Source organism: Pseudarthrobacter sp. B4EP4b (assembly GCF_006680095.1).
Taxonomy (GTDB): Bacteria; Actinomycetota; Actinomycetes; order Actinomycetales; family Micrococcaceae; genus Arthrobacter.
This window is the reverse complement of the sequence record NZ_VHIJ01000054.1, coordinates 31795-45581: the sequence shown is the minus strand read 5'-3', so window position 1 is coordinate 45581 and position 13787 is coordinate 31795. Positions and strand designations below refer to the sequence as shown.

Sequence of the window (13787 nt, the reverse complement as noted above, 5' to 3'; positions counted from 1 at the left end):
GAACCACATTCGGACTCCGGTCCGGTGGCTTGTTCCCAAGACCGCCAATGATGAGCAGGGCAGGCATCGGTTCCACCGGCGCGCTCCCGCGACTCCATTGGACGGCACCTGGTTGTGGCATGTAGAACAACGGGTTTTTAGAACATCCCGCCGGCCTCCACGGGCTGCCGCACCCCACTGCCGGTGCGAACCTGGGGGTATCCACTTGACTTCTGTCAACGCCTGCGGGTTTTGACAATATGTGCCCCAATGGGTGCCGGATGTGGCGGTACGTCAGGGGCAGGAGTGTTGCCACATATGGATAATGAACAAGTTTCAGCCGTTAACGAAGACGCACCGGCCACGGAGGCCGTAGCCGCAGAGGCCGACGCCGCACCGAAGAAGGCCACCAGGACCCGGCGGAAAGCGGCTCCCAAGGCCGATGAAGCCCTGATTCCTGCCCCCGATGCCGGGGAAGCGGCCGCTCCCGAGGCCAAGGCTCCCGTCCGGCGTTCGCGTTCCCGCAAGAAGGACGACGTCGCTGAGCCGCTTCCTGCCTTTGCCGGGGAAGCAGCCCCTGAGACCGCCCAGCTCCCGGCCGATGCCCCGGCCGCGGAGGCTGGTGCCGGAGCTCCCGCACGTCCGGAATCTGCGGAGGAAGCAGCCCCGGAAACCGCAGTGGACGTTGAGCCCGAAGCAAAGCCGGTCCGGCGCCGCCGCGTGGCCACCCGTAAGACCTCTGCACCGGTTGCCGCGGAAGCGGCCCCCGCCGCAGCAACCGAATCCGCTGTTACAGAACCGGTGGCTGCAGCACCTGCACCGGCTGAAACTGCTGCCACGCCGACGGTTGCCGTCCCCTCCGATGAGACCGGCAAGCCCGAAGTGGAAGAAGCACCTGCGGAAGAGCCCACAGAAGAGACTCCCGCCGCGCAGGCGCCTGTGCAGGCGCCGGCAGATGCTTCCGCCGAAACAGCCGCTAAGGAGCCGGCACCCGCCGCTCCCGCGAGCCCCTTCGGCTCCCTGTTCCTGGAACCCGCTTCCCCCACCTCTGTGCTGTTCCAGGCCCCGGACCTGAGCACCGTGGTGCGGCCGGCACCTGCCGCCGCCACGGAAGCAGGCGAGGACGAAGCTGACGACAGCGATACCGATGATGCAAACGGCCGCCGCAGGCGCCGGGGCCGAGGGCGCCGCAACCGCGGCCGCCCGGGCGAGGGTGAAGACGCTGAGCTTGAAGGCAGCGAAGAGGCCGACGCCGATGCCTCCGACGACGCCGACGAGGAGACTGCAGGGCAGGTGGAGGACGGAGTCACCTCCCGCCGTCGTCGTCGCCGCCGCCGCGGTGACCAGGACCTCGAGCTGACGGGCGGCGGGGAAGACGACCCGCCCAACACCGTCACCCGCGTCCGTGCGCCGCGCGCCGTCACCGAAGCGCCGGTCAGCAACCGGGTCACCAGTGTCAAGGGTTCCACCCGTCTGGAGGCGAAGAAGCAGCGCCGCCGCGAGTCCCGCGATACCGGCCGCCGCCGCACCGTCATCACCGAAGCAGAGTTCCTGGCCCGCCGCGAATCCGTGGACCGGCAAATGATCGTCCGCCAGCGCGACGACAGAATCCAGATCGCCGTCCTCGAAGACGGCGTCCTGGCCGAGCACTTTGTGTCCAAGACACAGCAGGACTCCCTGATCGGCAACGTCTACCTGGGCAAGGTCCAGAACGTGCTGCCGTCCATGGAAGCTGCCTTCGTGGACATCGGACGCGGCCGCAACGCGGTCCTGTACGCCGGCGAGGTCAACTGGGAAGCCGTTAATCTCGAGGGCAAACAGCGCCGCATCGAAAACGCCCTGAAGTCAGGCGATACGGTCCTGGTCCAGGTGACCAAGGACCCCGTGGGCCACAAGGGCGCCCGCCTGACCAGCCAGATCTCGCTGCCAGGCCGCTACCTGGTGTACGTTCCCGGCGGTTCCATGACCGGCATCTCCCGCAAGCTGCCCGACGTCGAGCGCAACCGCCTCAAGCGGATCCTGAAGGACCGCCTTCCCGAGCACGCCGGCGTGATTGTGCGCACCGCTGCGGAGGGCGCATCCGAGGAAGAGCTGACGCACGACATCAACCGGCTGCGCGCCCAGTGGGAGGGCATCGAGAGCCAGTCGAAGTCCACCAAGATCCTTGCCCCGGAGCTGCTCTACGGCGAACCGGACCTCACCATCAAGGTGGTCCGCGACGTCTTCAACGAAGACTTCTCCAAACTGATCGTCTCCGGCGAGGAAGCCTGGGACACCATCGAGGCCTACGTCACGTACGTGGCTCCGGACCTGGTGGGCCGCCTGGAGAAGTGGACCAAGGACCAGGACATCTTCGCCGCCTGGCGCATCGACGAGCAGATCCACAAGGCGCTGGAGCGTAAGGTCTTCCTGCCCTCCGGCGGTTCGCTGGTGATCGACCGCACCGAAGCCATGACCGTGGTGGACGTCAATACCGGCAAGTTCACCGGCAGCGGCGGAAACCTCGAAGAGACGGTGACCAAAAACAACCTCGAGGCCGCGGAGGAAGTGGTCCGCCAGCTCCGGCTGCGCGATATCGGCGGCATCATCGTCATCGACTTCATTGACATGGTCCTCGAATCCAACCGCGACCTTGTGCTGCGCCGCCTGGTGGAATGCCTGGGACGCGACCGCACCAAGCACCAGGTGGCCGAGGTCACCTCGCTGGGTCTGGTCCAGATGACGCGCAAGCGGATGGGCACCGGCCTGCTCGAAGTGTTCGGCGAGCAGTGTGAAGCGTGCGCAGGCCGCGGCGTGGTCACCCACGACGACCCCGTGGAGCACCGCCGCGCCAACATCGTGGCCGCCGAGCACCACGTCCAGCGTGCTGACAGCCGCCCCGAAGCGCGCAATGAAGGCCACCGCCCTGACAGCCTGCGCCCGGACAACAACCAGCCCGGTGCCCGCCCCGACCGGAAGCGGCGCCGGGGCCGCGGCGGCCAGCAGCCCGAAGCAGCGCCTGCTGCTGCCGTGCAGATCCACACCGTGCACCCCGACCCCTCGGACGCTGAACGGCACGCCAAGGCAGAAGCCACCAGGCTGGCACTGGCCAACATCGCCGCCGCTGCGCACGCAGCGCACCTGCATGACGACGAGGTGGCGGCAGCCAAGCAGGCGGCCGGGGAGCAGCCCGCTCCCGCACCGGCTGCTGAAAAGCGCGACGCCGATACCCGTCCGGCTGCCGTGCTGACCTTCGGCGGCGAGAAGGTGGTACTGCCGTTTGTGGAGCACGCGGAGGAACAGCAGCCCCGGCCGGCACTGACCCTGGACCGGCTCGCCGAAGCGTTCGCCCACCTTGGCCAGCCGGCCACGGAACCGGAAGCCCAGCCGGACACTGAAGCGCGGCAGGAGCAGGCTGAACCTGAGCAGGTGCACGAGCAGAACCCGCGGGCTGAACAGGCGGCGCCGGCGCAGCAGTCCCAGCCCGCTCCCCAGCGCGCTGAGGCACCGGAGAAGGACTACAGCGACCACACGCTCGAGCAGACGCGGCAGCGCCGGCCCCGGCGCCACCGCAGCGCCAGCCGCGCCCAGGGTGCTGCAAACGAAACCACCGTGGAGCAGCACGAGAACGTTGCTCCGGCCGGCACGGGCCACTCCCATGAGGCGAAGGCCCCCCAGCCGGCTGGCACCGGAAGCGCGGGCGCCGAAAAGCCGGCAGCCAAGGCGGCCGAAGCGCCCATCATCCTGGGCGTAGGGGTCCCGGCCTCGGAGCTCTAGGGAGCAAACAGCGCTGACAATCAGCAGGCAATGCCCGGCCAGCCACACCAGTGGCCGGCCGGGCATTGCCATACCTTCTGCCGAACAGTTCCAAGGTTCAGGAAGACAGTTCAGGGTTCAGGAAGACAGTTCAGACGGGTCGCAATGTGTCACCTTCGGCCTGCACCGGCCAAAAAAGCTAGGCTGGGGAACCGACACGGGGTGCCGCGCAGAGAGCCGGCTGAGATCCACACCCGTTGAACCTGTCCGGCTAGCACCGGCGAAGGGATGTCTCTTGTCTGCGACTCTTGCAATACCCGCTGCCACCCCAACATCCGTCTCCGCGGCCTTCTTCCCTGCGCACGCGACGCCTGGCCGCCCTGTGCCACGGGTCCTGTCCATTGCCGGTTCTGATCCGTCCGGGGGAGCCGGCATCCAGGCCGACCTCAAAAGCATTGCGGCATTCGGCGGCTATGGAATGGCCGCCATCACGGCCCTTACGGCCCAGAACACCCATGGCGTCCGGTCCGTTCACGTTCCGCCGGCCGATTTCCTGGCTGCGCAGCTGGATGCCGTCAGCGACGACATCGGCATCGATGCCGTCAAGATCGGAATGCTCGGCAGTGCCGAGGTGATCGAAGCGGTGGGGGACTGGCTGCGCAAGGTCCGGCCCGCCGTCGTGGTCCTGGACCCGGTGATGGTGGCAACCAGCGGGGACCGGCTCCTGCAGGAGTCCGCCGAAGCCGCGCTGCGCGGACTCCTGCCGCTGGCCCACCTCATCACCCCCAACCTCATTGAACTCGCCATGCTGGTGGGCGGCGAGGTGCAGGAGGACTGGGCGGGAGCCCTGGAACAGGGACGCGCCCTCTCCGCGGCTACCGGGGCCACCGTGCTGGTCAAGGGCGGCCACCTGGACGGCAGCGAGTGCCCGGATGCCCTGGTCAACACCGCGGGCCTGCTGTCCAGTGACATTGTGGTGCTGCCCGGAGAGCGGGTGGAAACCCGGAACAGCCACGGGACCGGCTGTTCGCTGTCCTCCGCGATGGCTACTGCCCAAGCGCGGCTGGGGGACTGGGAAGCGTCACTCCGTGAGGTCAAGCCGTGGCTGGCAGGCGCGCTGGAAGCCTCCGGAACGTTGGAGGTGGGAACCGGCAACGGCCCGGTGCACCACTTCCACCACCTGCCGCCGATTCCCTCCGAAGGCAGCTTCGCCGCCCGGCTCTGGAGTGAGGCCCAGCCGGACCTGGAGGATATCTACGCCCTGGACTTCATCCGCGGCCTGGTCTCCGGCAGCCTTCAGGAGCAGGAGTTCGCGTACTACCTTGCGCAGGACGCCATCTACCTCAACGGCTATTCACGGGTGCTGGCCCGGGCGAGTGCCTTGGCGCCCACCGAGGCAGAACAGCTCTTCTGGGCCGGGTCTGCCAGCCAGTGCCTGGAGGTCGAGTCGGAACTTCACCGCTCCTGGCTGAGCACCCGCGCCGTCCGGCCGGAACTTGGCCCGGTAACGAAGTCTTACGTTGACCACCTGACCGCGGCTTCGGCGTCGGGCAGTTATGCAGTGCTGGCCGCAGCGGTCCTGCCCTGCTTCTGGCTGTACGCAGAGGTTGGTGCATCCCTGCACGCCCAGTTCCTCGCCGCCGGCGAACCTGCCGGGCACCCATACGCTGCCTGGCTGCGCACCTACGCTGATGAGGGCTTCGCCGCCGCCACCCGCCAGGCCATTGCCATTGTGGATGAGGCGGGACGCAACGCCTCGGCGGCTGACAGGGACGCGATGATTGCGGCGTTCAAGCAGTCGTGCCGGCTGGAAGTGGACTTCTTTGACGCGCCGCGCCTGCACGCCTGAACAACCGCCGGCGTGCGGGCCGGTACTATGGTGGGGCAGGGTGCGGACGCCGGACCTGGACTGTGGTGCCTATCACAGCAACCCGCCGGGAACCAGCCTCATTTGCGGCCGAAGACAAAATTAGCGTAATCTAGATCTTCGGTGCTTACGCCAACACTTGGGTTACGACCCCACGGCGTTGAGGCACAGCGAGAAACCAGGCTTTTGATAGTCGGTTCCGCACGCAAATTTAGTTATAAACGTCGAGAGAAGTGAGTTCCCAAGTGGTGTACGCGATTGTCCGCGCAGGCGGCCGCCAAGAGAAGGTTTCCGTTGGAGACTTCGTTACCCTGAACCGCGTCGCCGGTGGGGCTGGCAGCACCATTCAGCTGCCCGCGCTGCTCCTGGTTGATGGTGACAAGATCACCACTGCCGCTGCTGACCTGGCCAAGGTAACTGTTACAGCTGAGATCCTGAACGACCTCCGTGGTCCGAAGATTGTGATCCAGAAGTTCAAGAACAAGACCGGTTACAAGAAGCGTCAGGGTCACCGCCAGGAACTGACCAAGGTCAAGATCACTGGTATCCAGTAACCTTCGTTACTGTTCAGGTTTTTCAGCAGATCCCCAGAATTTAGAGGCAGGCATTTCAAATGGCACATAAAAAGGGCGCGAGCTCCACTCGCAACGGTCGTGATTCCAACGCTCAGTACCTCGGCGTAAAGCGCTTCGGCGGCCAGGTTGTTTCCGCCGGCGAGATCATCGTCCGCCAGCGCGGCACCCACTTCCACCCGGGCGCCGGCGTAGGCCGTGGCGGCGACGACACCCTGTTCGCCCTGACCCCGGGCGCCGTTGAATTCGGCACCCGCCGCGGTCGTCGCGTCGTCAACATCGTTGCTGCTGCAGCTGCAGAGTAACAACCAGTTCTGAAGCGGTGGAGCGGGCCTGAGGGTCCGCTCCACTGTTCTTTTAACCGCATTACAATCTTCTTGGCGCCCCGCGGCGTCCAGGAAACAGCACTGAGGAGATCCACGTGGCCAGCTTTGTAGACCGGGTAGTACTGCACGTATCCGGCGGTAACGGCGGCAACGGGTGTGTCTCGGTGCACCGTGAGAAGTTCAAGCCGCTGGGCGGTCCCGACGGCGGTGACGGCGGCAACGGCGGCGACGTCATCCTGCGCGTGGACCACCAGACCACCACACTCCTCGACTACCACCACGCACCGCACCGGCATGCCAGCAACGGCGGACCGGGCATGGGCGACTGGCGCGGCGGGAAGAACGGCGAGACGCTCATCCTCCCCGTCCCGGACGGCACCGTGGTCAAGTCCAAGGACGGCACCGTCCTGGCCGACCTCGTGGGCGAAGGCGCCGAGTTCGTGGCGGCAGCAGGCGGCATCGGCGGCCTGGGCAACGCTGCCCTCTCCTCGCAGAAGCGCCGGGCGCCCGGATTCGCGCTGCTTGGCATCGAAGGTGATTCCAGGGACGTTGTCCTCGAGCTGAAGTCCATCGCCGACATCGCGCTGGTGGGCTTCCCGTCCGCCGGCAAATCCAGCCTGATCGCTGCCATGTCCGCCGCCCGGCCCAAGATCGCGGACTACCCCTTCACCACGCTCGTCCCTAACCTGGGTGTTGTGCAGGCCGGTGAAGTGCGTTTCACCATTGCCGACGTCCCGGGCCTGATCGAAGGCGCCAGCGAGGGCAGGGGACTGGGACACCACTTCCTGCGCCACGTGGAGCGCTGCGCGGCACTCGTCCACGTCCTGGACTGCGGCACCCTCGAATCGGACCGCGACCCCCTCTCCGACCTGGCCATCATTGAGGCCGAACTGGAAAAGTACGCCGTGGACATGAGCTACGCCGGGCAGGACGGGGAGGTTGTTCCGCTCAACCACCGTCCCCGCCTGGTGGCACTGAACAAGGTGGACCTGCCGGACGGCAAGGACATGGCCGACTTCGTGCGCCCCGAACTCGAATCCCGCGGCTACCAGGTGTTTGAGGTATCGGCCACCAGCCACGAGGGCCTCCGCCAGCTCGGCTTCGCCATGGCCGGCATCGTTAAGGCCGCACGCGATGCTGTGGCTGCTGCTCCGCCCAAGGTACAGCCCGCCGTGCTTCGGCCGCGCGCTGTCAACGAATCCGGGTTCAAGATCCGCCGCGAGGAAAAAGGTCTCGAGCCGCTGTTCCGCGTCATGGGTGAGAAGCCCGTGCGCTGGGTCAAGCAGACCGACTTCACCAACGAGGAAGCCATCGGCTACCTTGCGGACCGCCTCGCCAAGCTCGGTGTGGAGACCGAACTGTTCAAGCAGGGCGCCAAGCCGGGCGACACGGTGGTCATCGGCGAGGACGATGGCGTCGTCTTCGACTGGGAGCCCACCATGATGGCAGGCGCAGAGCTCCTGGCATCGCCGCGCGGCACGGACGTCCGCTTTGCGGACATCGGCGACCGGCCCACCCGCAGCCAGAAGCGCGACGAGCAGCAGGAGCGCAAGGACGCCAAGGCAGCCGCCCGCGCCGAGCTGGAAGCGGAGCGCAAGGCCGGCATCTGGACCGAGTCCGTCAGCAGCCGCCGGGTTGCCAAGCCCCTCAAGGAGAGTGGACTGGACGCGGACGATGAGTTCTAGGGCGGCAGCCGCGGATCCGCTCACCCGGTCCGTGGACAGGAGCGTGCTCGCGAACGCGGGCAGGATCGTGGTCAAGGTGGGTTCATCCTCCCTGACCAGCATCAAGGGCGGCATCTCCGAGGAGGCGCTGACGGCCCTCGCTGATGCATTGGCCGCCAAGCGCAACACCGGCACGGAGATCATCCTGGTCTCTTCCGGTGCCATCGCCGCCGGCCTGGCTCCGCTGGGCCTTGCCAAGCGCCCGCGCGACCTCGCCACCCAGCAGGCTGCGGCCAGCGTGGGCCAAGGGCTGCTGATGGCCCGCTACACCCAGGCCTTCGGCGCGCACGGCGTGACCGTCAGCCAGGTGCTGCTCACGGCCGAGGACCTGATGCGCCGCAGCCAGCACACCAACGCCTTCCGCGCCCTGGACCGCCTGCTTAACCTCGGCGTGGTCCCGGTGGTCAACGAGAACGACACCGTGGCCACCCATGAAATCCGTTTCGGCGACAACGACCGCCTGGCCGCCCTGGTGGCGCACCTGGTCCGGGCGGACGCACTGGTGCTGCTGTCCGACGTCGACTCCCTGTATGACGGACCGCCGTCGCTCGGTGCCAAAAGGATCCCCCTCGTTGAAGGCCCCCACGATCTCGAGGGTGTGTCCATCGGCAAAACCGGCAAAGCCGGCGTGGGCACCGGCGGCATGCAGACCAAGGTGGAGGCAGCCACCATGGCCGCCGGCTCCGGCATCCATGCACTGGTCACCTCAACGCCCAACGCGGCCGCCGCCCTGAACGGCGAGGACGTAGGCACCTGGTTCACCGTCAACGGCGCCCGCAAGCCCGTCCGCTTGCTCTGGCTTGCCCACGTGGCGTCGGTGCAGGGCCGCCTTATCCTGGACGACGGCGCGGTGAAGGCCGTGCGGCATCACCGCACCTCACTGCTGCCGGCCGGCATCTCCGCCGTGCACGGAGACTTTGAGGCGGGCGACGCCGTCGAGATCGCCAGTGCCGACGGCACCGTGGTGGCGCGGGGGCTCGTTAATTACTCGTCCGCTGAATTGCCCCAGATGCTGGGCCGTTCCACCCGTGACCTTGGCGAGGCCCTCGGCAGCGGCTACGACCGTGAAGTTGTTCACGTAGATGACCTGGTGCTGGTCTGAGCCCCTGGCTCGCCTAAACTTGGAACATGACTGAGGCCCTGATCCACACCACTGCTGAAAACTCCGGAGACACCGCTGCCGCTTCCACCATGCAGCCGGCTGACTCATCCGCAGTAAAGGTCCCGGCCGAGGCTCCGGTTTCCGGCAGTGTTGATGTTGAAGCAGCGGTCCACGCCATCGCGGACCGTTCCCGTCTTGCCGCCCGGCGCATGGCCGCGGCAAACCGTGCTTGGAAGGACCGCGCCCTTCTTGCGGTGGGGGCTGCACTGCAGGAAAACAGCGGGGCCATCCTCGCCGCCAACAGCAAGGACGTCGCGGCAGGCAAGGCCAACGGCACCTCCGCAGCCATGCTGGACCGGCTCACGCTGACCGATGCCCGGATCGCCGGGCTGGTCGCTGCCTTGGAAAACCTGGCCAATCTCCCTGACCCCGTAGGCAACGTGGTCCGCGGCCAGACCCTTCCCAACGGGCTGCGCCTGCGGCAGGTCAACGTCCCTATGGGCGTGGTGGCCGCCATCTACGAGGCCCGGCCGAACGTCACAGTGGACATCGCAGGACTCGCCCTCAAGAGCGGCAACGCCGTGATCCTGCGCGGCGGCAGCGCAGCCCAGGCAACGAATGAAGTCCTGGTCCGCGTACTGCGTGAGGCCCTGGAATCCGTGGGCCTGCCTGCCGATGCCGTGCAGACCGTTGACCAGTACGGGCGCGACGGAGCCAACATCCTCATGCGCGCCCGCGGCAGGGTGGACGTGCTGATTCCCCGTGGCGGCCGTGACCTCATCCAGACTGTTGTCACCAATTCCGCCGTCCCGGTCATCGAGACGGGGGAGGGGAACGTGCATATCTTCATTGATGAATCCGCCAGCGAGGACATGGCAGTGGAGATCCTCCTGAACGCCAAGACCCAGCGTCCCAGCGTGTGCAACACGGTGGAGACCCTCCTGGTCCACTCGGGCTCCACGGTGCTGCCCGCCGTCGCCACAGCCCTGAGCAAAGCAGGCGTGCGGCTGCACGCTGACGAACGCATCCGTGCCGCCCTACCCGCTGCAATCGAGTCCGAACCGGCCACCGACGAGGACTGGGCCACGGAGTACATGGACCTCGATCTTGCCGTTGCCATGGTGGACAGCCTGGATGAGGCCGTGCAGCACATCCGGACCTGGACCACGGGGCACACCGAGGCGATCCTCACCAACAACCTGGCCAATGCCGAGCGTTTCATCGCCGAGGTGGACTCTGCGGCGGTCATCGTCAACGCCTCCACCCGGTTCACCGACGGCGGGGAGCTGGGCCTGGGTGCCGAGGTGGGCATCTCCACGCAGAAGTTGCATGCCCGCGGTCCCATGGGCCTGACCGAGCTCACCACCACCAAGTGGATCGTGCAGGGCGAGGGCCAGGTCCGCGGGTAGCTACGCGGTAACATAGACCAGAAGTCAGAATCGGCGGAGCTTTCCGCTGCCACAATCCTTTGAGCATTAGGGGAGAACATGCTGTTCCAGCAAATTGCCGCCACCGTCGCCGAGGGCGGAGAACATGAAGAGCTCGCGCCGTTGTGGGCTGAGCCGTGGGTCTTCGGCGTCAGCATTTTCGGCATCCTCGTGGTCATGATGTTCATCACCCTCTCGTACACCAACCTGGGCAACCGCCACTCCGCGACGGAGGAGCACGCGGACCCGCACCGCCAGCACCCGAACAAGCACGATCACGGGCAGGGCCACTAACATTTCCCGCGCTCTGCACCGTAACGGTGCCAACGGCAGGCTGCGGTTGGGCGTGATGGGCGGGACATTTGATCCCATCCATCACGGCCACCTTGTGGCGGCCAGTGAAGTTGCTGCCGAGTTCGACCTGGACGAGGTGGTTTTTGTCCCCACCGGGCAGCCGTGGCAAAAGTCCCACAAACAGGTCAGTGAACCGGAACACCGTTACCTCATGACAGTGATCGCCACGGCCTCCAACCCGCGGTTTACTGTCAGCAGAGTGGATGTTGACCGGCCCGGTCCGACGTACACCATCGACACCCTGCGCGACCTCAGGGCCCAGCGTCCAGAGGCTGACCTGTTCTTCATCACTGGGGCAGACGCCCTCGCGCAGATCCTGTCCTGGAAGGACATCGACGAGCTGTGGTCACTGGCGCATTTTGTCGGCGTCACCAGGCCCGGACACGTCCTGGACGGCATGGGCCGCAAGGACGTCAGCCTGCTGGAGGTGCCCGCCATGGCCATCTCTTCCACGGATTGCCGTTCCCGCGTGGCAGCGAACAACCCTGTGTGGTACCTCGTTCCGGACGGGGTGGTCCAGTACATCGCCAAGTACGGCCTTTACCTTGACGCGCCGGCAGACGTGAATGCCACTTCCGAAGCAAGCGAACCCGCCAGCACTGAATGAGTTCTCAATGAGTCAGGAACAGCCCCCCATCCGCAGCCGCCGGGAACTCCGGAAGGCCAGGGATGCACAACAGGCATCCGTGTCCCCAGGCACGGATCAGGTTTCCCCTGCCACAAAACGGCCGCCGGCCGGCCGCCCGGCCCCTAGTGCTGCCGGTGCCAGCGCTGCAGGTGCCACTGCTTCGGGTGCCACAGCGTCCGGTGCCCCTGCTGCGGATTCCGGCACGCCAAATGCCCCTGCCCCGGGAGTACCTTCCCAGGCTGCTGAGCAGACGCACACCCAGCGTTCCTCCCAGATCCGTGCCCGTGACCGGGCCGCACTGCGGACTATCAAGGAACTGGAAGAAAAAGAGGGCCAACTGGCCGGTAGCGGCCCGCCCACTCGGCGCCAACTCCGCCTGCAGCAGCTGAAGGAGCAGGCGCTCACCGCTGCCACCCCTATCGTGGCCCCCGCCGGACCCGCCGGACCCGCCGCTCCGGATGCCAACAGGACGGGAAGCCCAGCCCGCCAGGCACCAGCCGATGCCGCCCAAGACCCCAAGGTTGCCACCACTCCGGCTGCGAATGCACAGCCGTCCAGGGCTCCCCAGGGGATGACCGTAGAGCAGGCGCTGGCAGCCAGGGCCCTGCTCGCCGAGCAGGCCAAGAACCAGATCGCCAAGATGGAGCACATTGCCTCCCTTGATCCGGAAGCAGTGGACCCGGAAATCCTGGCGGAGCAGATTGCCTTGGCGGAACGTGCCGCCGTGATCAACCGGCGCGCCATGGCCCGGCAGAAGCTGGCCGAACAGGCGGGCGTTCCGGTGGGCCAAGAGCCCCTGTCCGGCCAGGAACCGGAACTTGCCCCGGAACCGGCATCAGGCAAGAAAGGTGCAGCCGGCCAGAAGCCTGTACCCGGCCGGAAGCCTGTACCGGGTCAGCAGAAGTCCCCGCAGCAGGGGCCGAAAGCACAGCCTGCCGCCGGTCAGCGGCCGGCCCCGTCTGCTGCAAGCAACCTGGCAATGGTCACGCCGCTGGAGTTCGTCCAGGTGCCCGGAGTGGACCGGCCGGTAATGAAGCCGCCGGCAACATCCCATGTTCCGGTCACCACCCGCCCCGGCACCAAGGTTCCTCCGGCGGCTGGCACCAAGAAGCGACGCCCGGCAGGCGGCGGGCGGCCAACTCCTTCCGATAACGGAACCGGCCGGTCGCAGGTTATTGCCCGTGCCGAAGCCGCTGCCAGGGCGGCCGCCCGCCCAAGGCCGGCCATGGCGCCTCCGGCGGCGGCCAACACGGCCGTCGAAGAAGCCTTCGAAGACCTGCCACGCATCCCGGCCCGGTCCGCCCATGGACTCGATCCCCTCGATGCCGCCACGGCAGGCCTCGCCCGCGCAAACCGCAACCGGATCCTCCAGTTCTGCGTCCTGGCGTTCGGGATCCTGGCACTCATCTCCGGCATCGTCCTGATCATCAGCGGCATGTCCCACTGACCGGCCCCGGCCGGCACCCACGCTTTTTAAATCAACAAGGAGTCCCGTGACTGCATCAGAATCATCCATCATCACAGCCCGCGCCGCTGCCAAAGCGGCCGCGGACAAGATTGCCCAGGACATCGTGGCCCTGGACGTGAGCGAACGCCTTGCCCTGGCCGACGTTTTCCTCATTGCTTCAGCGCCCAGCGAGCGGCAGGTCAATGCCATTGTTGACGGCATTGAAGAAGAACTCGCCAAGCAGGATCTGCGTCCAGTACGGCGCGAAGGCCGTTCCGGCGGCCGCTGGGTCCTGCTCGATTACTCGGACATCGTCATCCACGTCCAGCACGAGGAAGACCGGGTCTTCTATGCGCTGGAGCGCCTGTGGAAGGACTGCCCGGTGGTGGACCTGCAGCTTGGCGATGACACCTCCGCGAAGGCCGCCGCTGCCTCTGACGCGGAGTAGCAACCCGGGAACCACGCGGAATATGCCCGATTTGGAATTTTCGGAATTGCTGTTCTAAGATATTTGAGTTGCTTCGGGGAAACCCGGGAGAAAAGCTCGTAGAGCAGCAATAATTCGGGGCTGTGGCGCAGCTGGTAGCGCACCTGCATGGCATGCAGGGGGTCAGGGGTTCGAGTCC

The 13787-nt window shown here is 66.6% G+C and carries 11 protein-coding genes and 1 riboswitch; all 11 genes read left to right on the top strand.

All coding sequences use genetic code 11. The annotated features are described in order from the left end of the window. Positions 1–297 precede the first annotated feature (297 nt). Positions 298–3735, top strand: coding sequence for an Rne/Rng family ribonuclease (locus tag FNL14_RS18775; protein ID WP_142063099.1), 3438 nt, complete (start codon positions 298–300; stop codon positions 3733–3735). A 187-nt stretch (positions 3736–3922) separates the two neighbouring features. Beyond that, a riboswitch (TPP riboswitch) is annotated at positions 3923–4020 on the top strand. Positions 4021–4027: 7 nt separating this feature from the next. Further along, entirely contained in the window at positions 4028–5563 is a 1536-nt protein-coding gene (thiD, locus tag FNL14_RS18770; protein WP_370455885.1) for a bifunctional hydroxymethylpyrimidine kinase/phosphomethylpyrimidine kinase, read from the top strand. 263 nt (positions 5564–5826) lie between these two features. Then, positions 5827–6135: a 50S ribosomal protein L21 gene (rplU, locus tag FNL14_RS18765; RefSeq protein ID WP_091422877.1), complete on the top strand. Its 309-nt coding sequence runs from the start codon at positions 5827–5829 to the stop codon at positions 6133–6135. 59 nt (positions 6136–6194) lie between these two features. After that, positions 6195–6458 (top strand): 50S ribosomal protein L27, encoded by a 264-nt coding sequence (gene rpmA / locus FNL14_RS18760; RefSeq protein WP_009372867.1) that lies wholly within the window; start codon positions 6195–6197, stop codon positions 6456–6458. A gap of 116 nt (positions 6459–6574) precedes the next feature. Next, positions 6575–8164 (top strand): GTPase ObgE, encoded by a 1590-nt coding sequence (gene obgE, locus FNL14_RS18755; RefSeq protein ID WP_091422879.1) that lies wholly within the window; start codon positions 6575–6577, stop codon positions 8162–8164. Then, on the top strand, positions 8154–9305 hold the full coding sequence (gene proB, locus FNL14_RS18750; protein ID WP_091422881.1) for a glutamate 5-kinase: 1152 nt from the start codon (positions 8154–8156) through the stop codon (positions 9303–9305). The genes obgE and proB overlap by 11 nt, the downstream gene beginning before the upstream one ends. Before the next feature lie 26 nt (positions 9306–9331). Beyond that, complete coding sequence (locus tag FNL14_RS18745; protein WP_091422884.1) at positions 9332–10714, top strand: glutamate-5-semialdehyde dehydrogenase; 1383 nt, start codon at positions 9332–9334, stop codon at positions 10712–10714. A gap of 78 nt (positions 10715–10792) precedes the next feature. Next, on the top strand, positions 10793–11026 hold the full coding sequence (locus FNL14_RS18740) for a hypothetical protein (protein WP_091422887.1): 234 nt from the start codon (positions 10793–10795) through the stop codon (positions 11024–11026). Between the two features lie 40 nt (positions 11027–11066). Next, complete coding sequence (nadD, locus tag FNL14_RS18735) at positions 11067–11693, top strand: nicotinate-nucleotide adenylyltransferase (protein WP_255470920.1); 627 nt, start codon at positions 11067–11069, stop codon at positions 11691–11693. A 7-nt stretch (positions 11694–11700) separates the two neighbouring features. Continuing rightward, positions 11701–13161 carry a hypothetical protein gene (locus FNL14_RS18730; RefSeq protein WP_091422889.1) on the top strand — a complete coding sequence of 487 codons (1461 nt, stop codon included), beginning with the start codon at positions 11701–11703 and terminating at the stop codon, positions 13159–13161. 46 nt (positions 13162–13207) lie between these two features. Continuing rightward, positions 13208–13609 (top strand): ribosome silencing factor, encoded by a 402-nt coding sequence (gene rsfS / locus FNL14_RS18725; RefSeq protein WP_050054813.1) that lies wholly within the window; start codon positions 13208–13210, stop codon positions 13607–13609. Positions 13610–13787 lie beyond the last annotated feature (178 nt).